Consider the following 14,071-nt stretch of genomic DNA (forward strand, 5'->3'; position numbering starts at 1 on the left):
GACAGAAGCGGCGGGCCCGGCCGGGTCCGCCGCGACGCGCGTGGATGCGGGGGAGGGGCCGATGTCGCCTGGAAAATCACGGCTCGCGGCGCTGCTGCGCCTGCCGGGCAAGCTCGTCTCGTGGCTGATCGTGCCGCTGGTCCTGTCGGTGGTCGCCTCGGTGATCGCGGCGCAGGCGGGCCTGTCGACGCTGCTGGACTGGGAGGGGCGCGCGCCGGTGGTCGGCGGCGCGCTGACGGTCAACAGCCTGGTGGACCTGCAATGGTACATCTTCGCGCTGCTGGTGCTGTTCGGCGGGGTCTGGGCGTTTTTCGAGGAGCGCCACGTGACGGTGGATTTCATCGCGCTGCGGCTGCCGCTGCGGACGCGGGCCGCGATCTCGGTCTTCGGGGACCTCGTCCTGCTGCCGCCGCTGTGAATCCTGGCGGTGCGCTACGGCTCGGATTTCGCCGCGGTGGCGTTCCGCACGGGCGAGGGGTCGAACCAGGGCGGTCTGACGGCGCACTGGCTGATCAAGGGCGCGCTGCCGGCGGCCTTCGCGCCGCTGGGGGCGGGGGCGCTGCTGCGCGCGGGGATGGTGCTGAACGCGCTGCTGCGCGGGCGGCTCGTGGACCTGGATGCCGATCATGATCGCTGAATACGCCTGGCCGCTGTCGATGCTGCTCGCGCTCGTGGCGCTGCTGTTCACGGGCTACCCGGTGGGGTTCGTGCTGGCGGGGGCGGGCATCCTGTTCGCGCTGCTGGCGGACGTGCCGCCGGTGTTCCTGTCGATGGGGGTGCAGCGGATCTACTCGGGCACGCTGACCAACTGGCTGCTGGCGGCGATCCCGCTCTTCGTCTTCATGGGGCCGATGCTGGAAAGCTCGGGGATCGCGGCGCGGCTGATGCGCTCGCTCGCCGCGCTGGCGGGGAGGCTGCCGGGGGGGCTACGCCTTCGCGGTGATCGTGATCGGCGTGGTGATGGCGGCCTCGACCGGGATCATCGGCGCCTCGGTGGTGCTGATGGGGATGATGTCGCTGCCGGCGATGAAGGCGGCCGGGTACGACATGCGGCCGGCGACGGGGGTGGTGGCGGCCTCGGGGACGCTGGGGATCCTGATCCCGCCCTCGATCATGCTGATCATCCTCGGGGACCAGCTGCGGGTGCCGATCGGCGACCTGTTCATGGGCGCGATCTGGCCGGGGCTGATCCTGGCGGGGCTGTATTTCGGGTACCTGGCGCTGGTGGCGCTGCTGGCCCCGGGGCGGGCGCCGGCGCCCGCGCGGACCGAAACGCTGGGCGCGGGGGCGGCGGCGCTGGCGCTGCTGCGCGACCTGGCCGCGCCGATGCTGCTGATCCTGTCGGTGCTGGGGACCATCGTCGCGGGGGTTGCGACGCCGACGGAATCGGCCGCCATCGGGGCCTTCGGCGCGACGCTGCTGGCGCTGGTCACCGGGGGGCTGTCCTTCGCGGCGTTCCGGCGGGCGGTGTACGAGACGACCAAGACCACGGCGATGATCGCCTTCGTGATGCTCGGCGCGACGGTGTTCAGCCTGGCGTTCCGCAAGCTGGGCGGCGACGCGATGGCGGCCGACCTGTTCCATTTCGGCGATGTCAGCCCCTACGTGACCTTCGCGGTCATCATGGCGCTGGTCTTCGTGCTGGGCTTCTTCCTCGACTGGGTCGAGATCACGCTGGCGGTCATTCCCATCGTGGCGCCGATCGTGGCGGGGCTCGATTTCGGGATGCCGGCCGACCACGTCATCCTGCGGTTCGCCATCGCGCTGGCGGTGAATCTCCAGACCTCGTTCCTGACGCCGCCCTTCGGCTACGCGCTGTTCTACCTGCGCGGCGTGGACCCGAGCATTTCCATCGGCACGATCTATCGCGGCGTGACGCCCTTCGTGCTGATCCAGGTCGCGGCGCTGGCGCTGGTGATCGCGGTCCCCTCGATCGTGCTGCACCTGCCGCTGGCGATGCGCTGAACCGACAAGACCAAGGAGACGCGGCCATGCCCGACGCCCCCGCCCCCGCCGTGCTGCGCCCGCTGACCATCCGCGGGCGCACCCTGAAGAACCGCGTCGTGATCTCTCCCATGTGCCAGCACGCGGGCGCGGACGGCTTCGCCGCCGACTGGCACCTCGTGCATTACGGCAAGTTCGCGCCCGGCGGCGCGGCGCTGGTGCTGACCGAGAGCGCGGCCGTGTGCTCGGGCAGCCGGGTCGGGGTCGCCGATCTCGGGATCTGGAGCGACGCGCACGTGCCGGGGCTGAAGCGGATCGCCGATTTCGTCCACGCGAACGGCGCGCTGATGGGCGTGCAGATCGCCCATTCGGGCCGCAAGGCCTGGTCGCACCCGCTCTGGCATGGCGGGCAGGCGATGCGCCCCGAGGAGATCGACGCCGCGGGGGGTCCCTGGCGGCGGGTCGGCCCCAGCCCCATCGCGGCGAGCGCGGAATGGACCGTGCCCGGGGAGCTGAGCGCGGCGGAGATCGACGACATCCGCCGCGCCCATGTCGAGGCCGCCCGCCGCGCCGACGCCGCCGGGATGGACGTGCTGGAGCTGCATTACGGCCATGGCTGCCTGGCGGCGAGCTTCCTCTCGCCGCTCTCCAACCGGCGGACCGACGGCTATGGCGGCGACCGCGCGGGGCGGATGCGCCTGGCGCTGGAGATCGCCCGCGACGTGCGCGCGGCCTGGCCCGCGGACAAGCCGCTCTTCGCCCGCCTCTCCTGCGTCGACGGGGCCGAGGGCGGCTGGGGCATGGACGACACCGTGGTCCTGGCCGCGGCGCTGAAGGCGGCGGGGGGTGGACGTGATCGACTGCTCCTCGGGCGGGCTGTCCGAGGAGACGCGCCGCTCCAACGTGCCGCGCGGCTTCGGCTTCCAGGTCCCCTTCGCCGAACGGGTGCGGGCCGAGGCGGGCGTGCTTGCGCAGGCCGTGGGGCTGATCACCACGCCGGGGCAGGCCGAGGAGATCGTGGCCGCGGGGCGCGCCGATCTGGTCGCCATCGGGCGCGCCGCGCTCGAGGATCCGTACTGGCCCGCGAAGGCTGCGCGGGCGCTGTCGGGGGCCGCGGATTTCGGCGCCTGGCCCGAGCGGCACGGCGCCTGGCTGTCGAAGCGCGAGCCGGTGATGCGCAGGCTGCTGGAAGACGCGGCCGCGGGGGGCGGGGCGTGATCGCCCGGTTCGGACTGCTCCGCAAAGCCGCCGGGCTGCCGGAGGCCGAGTTCGACCGCCACTGGCGCGAGGCGCACGGCCCGCTGGCCGCGCGGATGCCGGGGCTGCGCGCCTATCAGCAGCACCGGGTGGTGAACCGGGACCAGTTCGGCATCTCCGCCGCCCGCGGGGCCTGGGAGCTCGACGGGCTGTCCGAGCTGCATTTCGACGACCTCGGCGCCATGCGCGCCGCCATCGCCTCGCCCGCCTTCGGCGGCGCGCTCAAGGACGAGGCGGCGTTCCTGGGGGACGTGCATCTCGTGGCCTGCGAGACGCACGAGGTCGTGCCCTTCGACGCCGGGGACGGGCCCTGCGTGACCCGCCTCACGCTGCTGCGCCGCAAGCGGGGGATGAGCGTCGCCGAGTTCCGCCATGAATGGCTCGAGGTCCACGCCGCGATGGTGCGCGACTGGCCGGACGTGCCGGGCTATGCGCAGAACGTCGTCGTCGACCGCTGGCATGGCGGGCGGGAGGAGAGCGCGCCCTATGACGCCGTGCCGGTGGACGGGATCGTCGCGTTCCGGTTCCGCGACGAGGCGACCGCCGCGCGCCTCTATGCCAGCGAGATCGTGGCGCGCACGCAGGTCCACGCGAAGAGCTTCCTCGAGGAGATCACGCCCTTCTTCGTGGAGACCCGCCGGATCGCGTGACCGGGATCGCCTGACCGGGATCGCGTGACCGGGCCGGGCCCCCGCGCCCCGCCCCTCCGCTCAGCCCGCCGGGGCGTAGCCGAGTTCGGCCGACAGCTCCCGCGTCGCCTCGAGCAGCGCGGGGATGAACTCCGCCTCGGCCCGCGGCAGCAGGTAGTGATCCTGGCCGATGATGGTGATCGCCATCGCCATCTGCCCCGCATGGTCGAAGACCGGGGCCGAGATCGCCGAGATCCCCGGCACCGGCGGCTTGTCGATCGCCGCGTAGCCGAGGGCGCGGATCCGCTCCAGGTCCTTCTTCGACACGAAGCGCTCCTCGCCCACGCGCCGATCTTCCTTGGCATCGTGCTTCTCGGCGCGCAGCGCGTCCTTGACCACCTTCTCCGGCAGGAAGGCGTGGAACACCTGGCCCGAGGAGGTCCCGGTCATCGAATAGACCACCCCGGGGCGGGTGTTCATGTTCAGCTGCGCGCCGCTTTCCTGCACCTGCACCACGGTCGGCCCGAAGGAGCCCCAGACCACCAGCGCGACGTTGAGCGCGGTGCGCTCCGACAGCTCGATGGCGGCCGTGCTTGCAAGGCGCATCGGGTCGGACATGCGCATCCGCGCGACCCCGACATCGAGCGCGAAGCGCCCCAGCCGGTAGCGGCCGGTCTCCGCGTCCTGGTCCACCAGCCCGATCTTGCGATAGCTGACGAGATAGGCGTGGGCCTGCGCCGGGGCGACGCCCGCAAGCTGCGCAAGGTCCTTGAGCATCAGCGGCTCGGCCTCGTCCGCCAGGGCGGCGAGCAGCCGCGCCCCGAGCTCGATCGACTGCACGCCGCGGCCCTCGGATTTCGTCGCGGCGGCGCGGCCGCGGGCGGGTCCGGGCTTGCTCGCCCCGGTCCCGGCCGCGGCGGTTTCGGTCCTTGCACTCATCTCTCGCACGCCTTCCTCAGTCCGCCGCGGCATGGGACCGGGCGCCGGACACCGTCCGGGCGATCTCGGCCAGCCGCGTCGCCGCGGGCCCGTCCGGGCCGACATCAAGCTTGCCGCGCCGCCCGATCACGGAGATCACGAAGTCAAGCGCGCCCGCCTCGTCGAAGACCGGGGCCGAGACGGCGTTGATGTCGGGGATCGGCGCCCCGTCGGCGGTATCGTAGCCGTCGCGCAGGATCGCCGCGCGCCGCTCCTCGTAGCGCGCGCGCATCTGCGCGGCGGCGTCGGGGGCGTAGCCCTCCAGCTCCCGCGCGATCCGCGGCGCGGTCTCCGCCTCGGGCATGAAGGCGCCGAAGATCCGCCCCGAGGCGGCGCCGGTCACGGGATAGAGCGCGCCCTGCCGCAGGTTCAGCGCGGTCGGGTCCGCGCCCTCGTTGACATGCACGATGGTCGGGCCCATCGCGCCCCAGGCCACGAGGATGGTGATGGCGTCGAGCTCGTCCGTCAGCGCGCGCAGCAGGCGGATGGCGGCGGCGGGGCGGGGCGAGCTTTGCAGCCAGGCCCCCCCGAGGCGCATCGCGAAGCGGCCCATCCGGTAGCGGCCGGTGTCGTGGTCCTGCTGCACGAGGCCGACATGGCGCAGGCTGGTCAGGTAGGCATGGCACTGGGCCGGGGCCAGCTCGGCCGCCTTCGCCAGGTCCTTGAGCATCATCGGTTCGGATTCGCCGACCAGCGCCCGCAGGATGCGCCCGCTGACCTCGATCGACTGAATGCCGCGCGCGCCGTCCCGCATGCCGCTTCTCCTCCCCCTTCGCTCATGGCGCCGGAATTATCATCCAGCGTATCGATTCGCCGCGTCCGCGGCGCCCTTCCCGCCCGGGCCCGTCCTCGCGTTCCCCGAGCATAGACCCGCGGGCGCGGGCTGCAAGCGCCGCCGCCGCCCCGGGCGAATTTTGCAACCGGCGGGCGCCGGAAGCGGCCGAAGCGCCGGTGAAACCCCCGAAATCCCCGCGCCGCCGCCGGAATCCGCGCCAGGCCGCCCGGCCCGCCCGCGCCGCCGACCGCCCTGCGCCGGGCGGGCGGACGCGGACGGCCCGCCCCGCGCCCCGGCGGCGGGCTCCTTGGCCAGGTCATTCATTATTGGCGAAAAGATTTGCATCAGGAAAACAGATTGCACGTCATGCGTCACGGCGCATGCGGACCAAAGGGAGAGGGGCCGCAGACTGGGAGCGCGGCCTCCGGGGAGGGAGCCAAATGGCGGACTGCATCATCATCGGCGCCGGATCCGGCGGCGCGGTTCTGACCAATCGCCTGTCGGAAGATCCGAACGTCCAGGTCACGGTGATCGAGGCCGGCGGCTGGGACACCAGCCCCTGGATCCACATGCCGATGGGCTATTTCCGGCTGATGCAGACGCTGGCGCTCGACTGGGGCTACCACACGGTCCCGCAGAAGCACGTCGACAACCGGGTCATGTTCGTGCCGCGCGCCAAGAGCATCGGCGGCTGCACCACCGTCAACGGCATGATCTACACCCGCGGCCACCGCACCGATTACGACCACTGGGCGCAGCTGGGGAACAAGGGCTGGGATTACCGGAGCATCCTGCCCTACATGAAGCGCGCCGAGAACTGGGGCGGCGGCGGCGACGAAGACGAGCACGGCTTCGACGGCCCGCTGGCCACCACCCGCAACGACATCCTGGCCGAGCCCTGCGTCGCCTATCGCGACGCCTGCCTGCAGATGGGGGTCCCGTATAACGAGGACCTCAACGGCGGCGAGCAATACGGCGTCGGCCCCTGCGACGGCGCCGTGCGCGACGGCATCCGCTCCAGCGTCTCGCGCTGCTGCATCAAGCCGATCAGGAAGCGCAAGAACCTGACCTTCCACGTGAAGTCCATGGTCTCGAAGATCATCGTCAAGGGCGGCCGGGCCGTCGGCGTGGAATTCATCCAGGGGCGCGAGAAGAAGACCGTCCATGCCGACAAGGAGGTGATCCTCTGCGGCGGCGCCTTCAACTCGCCGCACCTCCTGCAGATCTCCGGCATCGGCGATCCCGAGCACCTGTCCTCGATCGACGTGGAGACGGTGCACGCGCCGCCCGGCGTCGGGCGCAACCTGCAGGACCACCTCGCCAGCTCGGTCAAGCAGAGCCTGTCGAAGCCCGTCTCGCCGCTCGGCCAGACCAAGCCCTACGCCGCCGCGCTCGCGCTCATGCAGCACTGCACCACCGGCAAGGGCCCGGTCGCGGGGCACGGGGTGGAGGTGATGTCCTTCCTCAAGACCCGCGAGGACCTCGTCGCGCCGGACGTGCAGACGCATTTCAACAACATCATGTATCGCGACCACGGGCGGGAGATCATCCCGGTGGAAGGCTGCATGCCCTATTTCAACATCTCGCGCCCGCAGAGCCGCGGGACGGTGATGGCGAAATCGGCGGACCCGTTCGAGCTGCCGCTGCTCGACCCCAACTTCCTGTCCGTGCCGGACGACCTGCGGGTGCTGCGCGACGCGCTGCGGATGCACCGCGAGATCCTGTCCCAGCCCGCCTTCGACGCGATCCGCGGCGAGGAATACGCGCCCGGCCTGTCCAAGCAGACGGACGAGGAGCTGGACGCCTACATCAAGAGCGACTGCAACAGCGTCTACCACCCGGTCGGGACCTGCAAGATGGGCTCGGATTCCATGGCGGTGGTCGATGACGCGCTGCGCGTGCACGGCCTTGGCGGCCTGCGCGTGGTGGACGCGTCGGCGATGCCGACGCTGACCAGCGGAAACACCAACGCCCCCACGATCATGATCGCCGAGAAAGCGGCGGACATGATCAAGGCGGCGGCGTGACACGACGGATCAGGTCCAGGGAGGAACAGATGGCCGGAACCATGAAAATGCTGAAGGGCGGAACCGCGCTGGCGGCCGTCGCGGGGGCGGCCTTCGCCGCGGGCGGCGCGATGGCCGGGGACGGCCCGATCCGCGTCGACCAGGGCGCCGACATCGCGCCGCTCTGCGGCGACGCGCCGATCCGCGTCGCGCTGGTCGACGGCTGGGGCGGGGACACCTGGCGCAAGATCACCTTCGCCGAGCTGCAGGACGAAGCCTCCAAGTGCCCGAACGTGACGGCCGAGGACCACACCGACGCGGGCGGCGACCAGCAGACCTACGCGGCGGCGATCAACGGCTACTCGCTGCAGGGCTATGAAATCGTCCTCGCCTTCACCGATTTCGGCGACGCGGCGATGCCCGCCTACCGCGCGGCCTACCAGGGCGGCGCCGCCATGGTCCCGTATTTCGGCGTCCTGTCGGGGACCCCGGGCGTGGATTACGCGGTGAACCCGTACCAGGACTCGGAGGCGATCGGCCGGCAATACGCCGACTGGCTCGACACCGCGCTGGACGGCAAGGGCGACGTGCTGATGTCGGGCGGCCCGGCGGGCGCGGCCTCCTCGGCCTCGTTCCTCAAGGGGTTCAAGGAGGGGCTCGCGCAGTATCCGGGCCTGAAGCTGCTGGACGATGACTTCATCGCCATGAACTGGAACCCGGCCGATGCGCAGAAGGCGGCCGCGGGCCTGATCGCCAAGTACGGCGACAGCATCGACGCCATCGCCTCGGATTACGGCGTCACCTCGCTGGCCACCATCAAGGCGTTCCAGCAGGCCGGCGTGCGGGTCCCCGCCATCGCCACCATCGCCACCAGCAACGAGCTGAACTGCATGTACACCGAGGCGGCGGAGGCGGGCGCGGCGTGGAAATACCTCGCGGTCGACGGCTCCACCGCCGATGTGCGCTTCGCCCTGCGCCAGGCGCTGGCCGCCCATAACGGGGTCGAGTTCGACGAGCCGCTGGGCGTGGCGCCCTATGTCTACGCCGACAGCACCACCGGCGTGATGCCCAAGTGCTCGGACACCGCGCCGCCGGATGCGGACCTGTCCTCGCTGATGCCGGAAGAGAAGCTCAACGCCCTGTTCAACCAGTGACGGGCGGCCCCTTCGGGGCGCGACGGGACAACGGGAAAGGCCGCGGCGATCGCCGCGGCCTTTTCGCGTTGGGTCTTGGCGTTGGGGCGCGCGCGCGGGGCAGGGGCGCGGGGCAGGGGCGCGGGGCGCCCTCAGACCGCCCCCGCCGCCCGCGCCCCCGCCCAGGCCTGGGCCAGCAGCACGACCGCGACGCCGAGCAGGATGACGTTGATCGCGGCGTTGAAGCTGCGCGCGTCGATCCGGCGGACCAGCCGCGCGCCGGCCCAGCTCGAGGCCAGGGCGAGCGGGATGAACAGCGCGCTGGCCGCGAGGCTCTCGGCCGAGAACAGCCCCAGGGCGGCGAAGCTCGGCACCTTCATGGCGTTGAGCGCGCCGAAGAACATCACGCTGGCGCCCACCTAGACCTCCTTCGCGAGGCCCTTGGGCATGACGTAGATCTGGAAGGGCGGGGACCCGGCATGGGCGATGGCGCTGGTGAAGCCCCCCGCCGCCCCCGCGGACAGGGCGAGAACCCGCTCGTGCCGATGCGCGGCCGCGAGGCCGGGCGCCCCGCGCAGCTGCAAGACCCCCTGCCAGAGCGCGAAGACCAGCGAGACCGCGCCCAGCACGGCCTGCACCGCCCATTCGGGCGCGACATCGGCCAGCAGCCACGCCCCGAGCACCCCCAGCGCGCCGCCGGGGATCATCCGGCGCAGGATCCGGCGTCGAAGCTGCGCCGGTACATGGCCATCGCCACCGGGTCATGCACCAGCATGATCGGCAGCATGAACCCCGCCGCCGTGATCGGGTCGGTCGCCGCGGCCACCATCGGCGTGCTGACCATGCCGATTCCGGCGAAGCCGCCCTTGGACAGCCCGAGGATCGTCACCGCGACCGCGGCGACGGCGTAGAACAGAAGATCCGGGGTCATCGCGCCCTCCGTCGCGCTTTCGGCCGCGCTTTCGGCCGCCCCCCGCGCCGGGTCCCCCGCGCAGGCCCCCGCCTGCGCAGGGTCCCGGGTCAGGAGACGCCGGACACCGTCACCGGGCGCACCAGCCAGGTGGAGATCTCGGCGATGAACTCGCGCGCATGGGTCATCGTGGTGGTCCCGACATCCGAGCGGAACGCGGCCTCGATGGCGGCGGCGTCGGGGAACCACAGCTCCACCATCCCGTCCGCCAGCAGCGCGCCGGTCTCGTCGCGCGGACCGTCGAGCACGAGGCTCTGGCGATAGCCGCTCAGCCCCGCCAGGCGCCTGACGAGAAGGGCGTGCAGCTCGAACCACTGCTCCTGGAACGCCTCGGGCGACACGTCGGGGCGCTTGCGCAGGATCGACATGCGCTTGAGATGCGCGCCCGGCGGCGGCGGCGGCGCCACCGTGTTCTGCAGGCACAGCAGCAGGTTCGTCTCGGCGACCGCAGGGCCGGACAGGCCCATGGCCATGTCCACCGCGCCGCCATGCGCGGCGGTCATGCTCGCCGACAGGTCGGCGAAGAAATGCTGGGTGATGGCGTCGGCCTCGAGCCCGCCGCGGGCATGGTCGATGCCCTTCTGGCTGCGGTCGACGACCTGGTTGAACACCCGGCCCAGCACCTGGGCGCCGGGATCGCCGCGGCGCGCAAGGGCGTCCGCGGCGGCGTCCACCGCGGCGTCGGTCAGGTCGGTCGCGGTGCTGAGAAGGGCCATGGCGCAGAGCATCGGCGTCTCCGGTCGTCGGGTCGTGAAAAGGGAAAAGGCGGCGCCGCCGCGCAGGACGGCGCCGCAGTGGGGGGCCCGGGGCTTGCCCGGGGCGGACCCAAGGCGGGCCCGGGGCGGGCAGGGGAGGCGCCCCGGCGGCGGGAGGGGCCGCCGGGGCGCGGCGCCTCAGGCCCGCATCGCGCGGATGAAGGTCGGCAGGCCCCGCACCGACACCGCGACGATGATCGCCAGCGCCTGCACCAGCAGCTGCACCGCCGTCCCGGCCCCCAGCGCCAGCACCATCTGCCCCAGCAGCGCCATGAACAGCGCCGCGACGCCGCTGGCGATCACGCTGCCGCGCCCGCCCGAGAAGGGCGTGCCCCCGACCACCACCGCGGCGATGGCCGGCAGCAGGTAGTCGACGCCCGCGGTCTGCGAGGCCGAGCCGATGAAGCCCGTGAACAGCATCCCCGCCACCGCGAAGCACAGCGACGCGACGGCATGGGTCGCCACCTGGCAGCGCAGGATCGGGATCCCCGCCGCCGTCGCCGCCGCCGGGTTCGCGCCCACGGCCACGAAGCGCCGCCCCGACACCGTGCGCCGCGTCGCCACGCTGATCACCACGATGAACAGCACCGCGAGGATCAGCGTCATCGGGACCCCGAGCAGCGTCGAGTGCGAGAACACCGCCAGCTCCTCGGGCGCCGTCATCGGGCTGCCGCCCGACACCGCCCGCACCGCGCCCATCAGGATCGCGTTGGTCGCCAGCGTCACCACGATCGGCGTGATGTTCACCTTGGCCACCAGCAGCCCGTTGACGATGCCGATCGCCAGCGCGATCAGCAGCGTCAGCGGAACCGCCGGCAGGGTCGACCCGGTCATGAACCCGATCTTGGCGAACAGCAGCCCCGCGATGGTCATCGTCCCCGGCAGCGACATGTCGAGGCCGCGCTGCTGGATCACCACCGTCATCCCCACCGCGGTGATCGCCAGGATCGCCGCGAAGGGCAGCATCGAGCTGATGGCGGCGGGCTTCACCACCCCCGGCGCCACGACGACGCACAGCAGGAACAGCGCCGCCGTCCCGCCCCAGATCCACGAGAACTCGTTGAACAGCGTCGCCTTCAGGCCGTCCAGCGGGCGCGCGGCCCGCGGCTCGGTCCGCTCAAGGGTCATGCTCATGCCTGCACCACTTTCTCTCGGCTCTTGGAACAGAGCGCCACGGCCGCGAGGATCAGGAAGCCCAGCAGGTATTGCCGCCACTCCTGGCTCAGGCGCAGGAACACGGTGACCGAGTTGACCTGCACGATGAAGATCGCCCCCAGCAGCGCGCCGATGAAGGACCCGCGCCCGCCGAACAGGCTCGCGCCCCCGATCACCACCGCGGCGATGGAGCCGAGGGTGTAGGTGATCCCGGCCCGCGGATCGCCGATGCCGACCTGGCCCATCATCGTGATCGCCGCGACCGCGGTCAGCACCGAGCGGCCGACATAGGCCGGCAGCCGCGCGCGCAGCTGGCGGATGCCGGCCGTGCGCGCCGCCTCGGGGCGCGAGCCGAGCCCGCGCAGCGACACGCCGAGCGCCCGGCGATAGAGCGCGAATTCAAGGATCACCGCCAGCGCCGCGGCCCCGAGGAAGGTGACCGGGAAGATGCCGATCCTGGTCCCCAGCGCCTTCATGATCGCGCCGTCGATCATTCCCTGCGGCGTCGGGCGCAGGATCAGCGACACCGCCTGCACCGCCATGAAGGTGGCCAGCGTGGCGACCATCGGGTGCATCCGAAGCCCCTCGACCAGGACCCAGTTGACGACCCCGACCCCCGCCGCGACCAGCAGCATCAGCGCCCAGCCCGGCAATTGCCCGCCGAGCCCGACATCCTTCAGAAGGAAGAACGAGGCGACCACCTGCACCAGCCCCATCAGCGGGCCGACCGACAAGTCGATCCCCCCGACCATCATCAGCAGCTGCTGCCCATAGGCGACCAGCGCCAGGGTGGCGGCGAAGGTCATCATCCCCGACAGGCTGCGCGGCGAGACGTAGAACGGGTTCCACGTCCCCGCCACGGCCCCCGGCAGCAGGATCGCCGCCGCCGCCATCACCAGCGGCGCGACATTGCCCGAGGCCCATTTCCAGAAGGCGCCGACGGTCTTGCGGCGCCTGTCGCGCGATTCCGTGGACTTGAGGACCGAGGCGGTGATCTCGTCCTCGCTCACCCGGTCGCCCGACAGCATGTCCACGACCCGCCCGCGCGAGAACACGGCGACGTGGTCGCTCAGCCCCGCGACCTCCTGCGCGTCCGAGGACACGACGATGACGGCGACGCCGCTGCGCGCCGTCTCGCGCAGGTTGCGGTAGATCTCGGCCCGCGCGCCGACATCGACGCCCTGGGTCGGCTCGTCCACCAGCAGCACCCGCGGCTTCGACGCCGGCACGCTGGACAGCACCACCTTCTGCTGGTTGCCGCCCGAGAGGGACCCGATCGGCGTCTCGCCGCCCGGGGTCTTGACCGCGAACTGCGCGATCGCCTCGCGGGTGCAGCGCGCCTCGCTGCGCCCGCTGATCAGCCCGGCGCGCACGTCCTGGCGCGGCGAGCGGATGGAGAAATTCTCGCGCACCGACAGCTCGGCGAAGATCCCCTCGCGGTGGCGGTCGCCGGGCAGGTAGGCGATGCCCAGCCCCCTGGCGCCCTGGCTGGAGCGGATCGAGACCGGCGCGCCCCCCCAGCGCGACGCCGCCGCGGCCCGGGTTGATGCCCGCCAGCGCGCGCATGAACTCGCGCTGGCCGTTGGCGTCGATGCCCGCGAGGCCGAGGATCTCGCCCTCGCGCACGTCGAGCGAGACGCCCGAGAAGCCGGGGCCGGAGAAGTCGCGGGTCGACAGGACCACGCGATGCTCGCCCGGGGCGGCCTTGGCGGGGAAGGTGCGGTCCAGCTCTCCGCCGACGATGAGCGAGACGATCTGGTCCTCGGACAGGGCGCGCGCGTCATGGGCGCCCTGGCCCTCGCCGTCGCGCAGCACGGTCAGCCGGTCGGCGATGGCCTGCACCTCGCGGATGCGGTGCGAGATGCAGACGACGGCGGCGCCGCGGGCGGTCACCGCGCGCACCCGCTCGAACAGGCGCGCCACGTCCTCGGTCGCCAGGCGCTCGGTCGGCTCGTCCAGCACCAGCACCTTCGGCTTGCATTCCAGCGCCTTCACGATCTCGACGATGAAACGCTGCTCGGGGTTGAGGGCGGCGACATGGTCGCGCGGGTCGATGGCGACGTCCGCGCTCCAGTGCGTCAGCAGCCCGCGGGCCCGGTCGGCGAGGCCGGCGAGGGGCGGGCGCAGGGATCTGGGCAGGCCGAGATAGAGGTTCTCGGCCACCGAAAGGTCGGGCATCAGCGCCGGTTCCTGGCGCACGATGGCGAGGCCGAGATCGCGGGCCAGCTCGGGGTCGCCCGCCATGTCCTGCCCGGCGATGCGCACCTGGCCCTCGGTGGCGAAAAGCGCGCCCGAGGCGACGCCCATCAGCGTGGACTTGCCCGCGCCGTTCTCGCCGACGAGGCCATGCACCTCGCCCGCGCGGACGTCGAAGGTGATGTCGTGCAGCGCGCGCACGCCGGGGAACAGCTTGGTCACCCCGTGCATTTCAAGAAGCAGGTCAGGCGCGGACATCGGCGCCTCCCGCTC

Annotated in this window: 14 protein-coding genes and 2 pseudogenes; 7 read left to right on the top strand and 9 right to left on the bottom strand. The window is 72.1% G+C overall.

The window, feature by feature from the left end:
• The first annotated feature begins 61 nt into the window (after positions 1-61).
• The 5 genes and pseudogenes from ACQ5SO_RS05020 (at position 62) to ACQ5SO_RS05040 (ending at position 3,851) form a co-directional block, all read left to right on the top strand.
• On the top strand, positions 62-418 hold the full coding sequence (locus tag ACQ5SO_RS05020) for a TRAP transporter small permease subunit (protein ID WP_430940480.1): 357 nt from the start codon (positions 62-64) through the stop codon (positions 416-418).
• A 9-nt stretch (positions 419-427) separates the two neighbouring features.
• A complete protein-coding gene (locus ACQ5SO_RS05025; protein WP_430940481.1) occupies positions 428-637 on the top strand; it encodes a hypothetical protein in 210 nt (69 codons plus the stop codon).
• A 19-nt stretch (positions 638-656) separates the two neighbouring features.
• A pseudogene (locus tag ACQ5SO_RS05030) lies at positions 657-848 on the top strand (C4-dicarboxylate ABC transporter); the annotation flags it as partial.
• 91 nt (positions 849-939) lie between these two features.
• Entirely contained in the window at positions 940-1,965 is a 1,026-nt protein-coding gene (locus ACQ5SO_RS05035) for a TRAP transporter large permease (RefSeq protein WP_430940482.1), read from the top strand.
• 26 nt (positions 1,966-1,991) lie between these two features.
• Complete coding sequence (locus ACQ5SO_RS05040; protein WP_430940570.1) at positions 1,992-3,851, top strand: EthD family reductase; 1,860 nt, start codon at positions 1,992-1,994, stop codon at positions 3,849-3,851.
• Positions 3,852-3,911: 60 nt separating this feature from the next.
• Here the strand turns inward: ACQ5SO_RS05040 and ACQ5SO_RS05045 are convergent, their stop codons facing one another.
• Positions 3,912-4,769 carry an IclR family transcriptional regulator gene (locus tag ACQ5SO_RS05045; protein ID WP_430940483.1) on the bottom strand — a complete coding sequence of 286 codons (858 nt, stop codon included), beginning with the start codon at positions 4,767-4,769 and terminating at the stop codon, positions 3,912-3,914.
• Positions 4,770-4,785: 16 nt separating this feature from the next.
• Positions 4,786-5,562: an IclR family transcriptional regulator gene (locus ACQ5SO_RS05050; protein ID WP_430940484.1), complete on the bottom strand. Its 777-nt coding sequence runs from the start codon at positions 5,560-5,562 to the stop codon at positions 4,786-4,788.
• A gap of 461 nt (positions 5,563-6,023) precedes the next feature.
• Here ACQ5SO_RS05050 and ACQ5SO_RS05055 point away from each other — a divergent pair, with 461 nt between their 5' ends.
• Entirely contained in the window at positions 6,024-7,610 is a 1,587-nt protein-coding gene (locus tag ACQ5SO_RS05055) for a GMC family oxidoreductase (protein ID WP_430940485.1), read from the top strand.
• 29 nt (positions 7,611-7,639) lie between these two features.
• Complete coding sequence (locus tag ACQ5SO_RS05060; RefSeq protein WP_430940486.1) at positions 7,640-8,743, top strand: substrate-binding domain-containing protein; 1,104 nt, start codon at positions 7,640-7,642, stop codon at positions 8,741-8,743.
• 131 nt (positions 8,744-8,874) lie between these two features.
• On the opposite strand, the gene ACQ5SO_RS05065 is transcribed toward ACQ5SO_RS05060, so the two are convergent.
• From ACQ5SO_RS05065 to ACQ5SO_RS05095, 7 genes and pseudogenes are all read right to left on the bottom strand, one after another.
• Positions 8,875-9,141: a hypothetical protein gene (locus ACQ5SO_RS05065; RefSeq protein WP_430940487.1), complete on the bottom strand. Its 267-nt coding sequence runs from the start codon at positions 9,139-9,141 to the stop codon at positions 8,875-8,877.
• Positions 9,142-9,429: a hypothetical protein gene (locus tag ACQ5SO_RS05070; RefSeq protein WP_430940488.1), complete on the bottom strand. Its 288-nt coding sequence runs from the start codon at positions 9,427-9,429 to the stop codon at positions 9,142-9,144. It lies immediately after the preceding gene.
• On the bottom strand, positions 9,426-9,653 hold the full coding sequence (locus tag ACQ5SO_RS05075) for a hypothetical protein (protein ID WP_430940489.1): 228 nt from the start codon (positions 9,651-9,653) through the stop codon (positions 9,426-9,428). The genes ACQ5SO_RS05070 and ACQ5SO_RS05075 overlap by 4 nt, the downstream gene beginning before the upstream one ends.
• Before the next feature lie 89 nt (positions 9,654-9,742).
• Positions 9,743-10,420, bottom strand: coding sequence for an EthD family reductase (locus tag ACQ5SO_RS05080; protein ID WP_430940490.1), 678 nt, complete (start codon positions 10,418-10,420; stop codon positions 9,743-9,745).
• Positions 10,421-10,585: 165 nt separating this feature from the next.
• On the bottom strand, positions 10,586-11,581 hold the full coding sequence (locus ACQ5SO_RS05085; RefSeq protein ID WP_430940491.1) for an ABC transporter permease: 996 nt from the start codon (positions 11,579-11,581) through the stop codon (positions 10,586-10,588).
• A complete protein-coding gene (locus ACQ5SO_RS05090; protein WP_430940492.1) occupies positions 11,578-13,014 on the bottom strand; it encodes an ABC transporter permease subunit in 1,437 nt (478 codons plus the stop codon). The genes ACQ5SO_RS05085 and ACQ5SO_RS05090 overlap by 4 nt, the downstream gene beginning before the upstream one ends.
• A 592-nt stretch (positions 13,015-13,606) precedes the next feature.
• Positions 13,607-14,056: pseudogene (locus ACQ5SO_RS05095) on the bottom strand (ATP-binding cassette domain-containing protein); the annotation flags it as partial.
• Between the last annotated feature and the right edge of the window lie 15 nt (positions 14,057-14,071).

The sequence above is a fragment of the Rhodovulum sp. DZ06 genome, from assembly GCF_050586345.1.
GTDB lineage: Bacteria > Pseudomonadota > Alphaproteobacteria > Rhodobacterales > Rhodobacteraceae > JBOCEF01.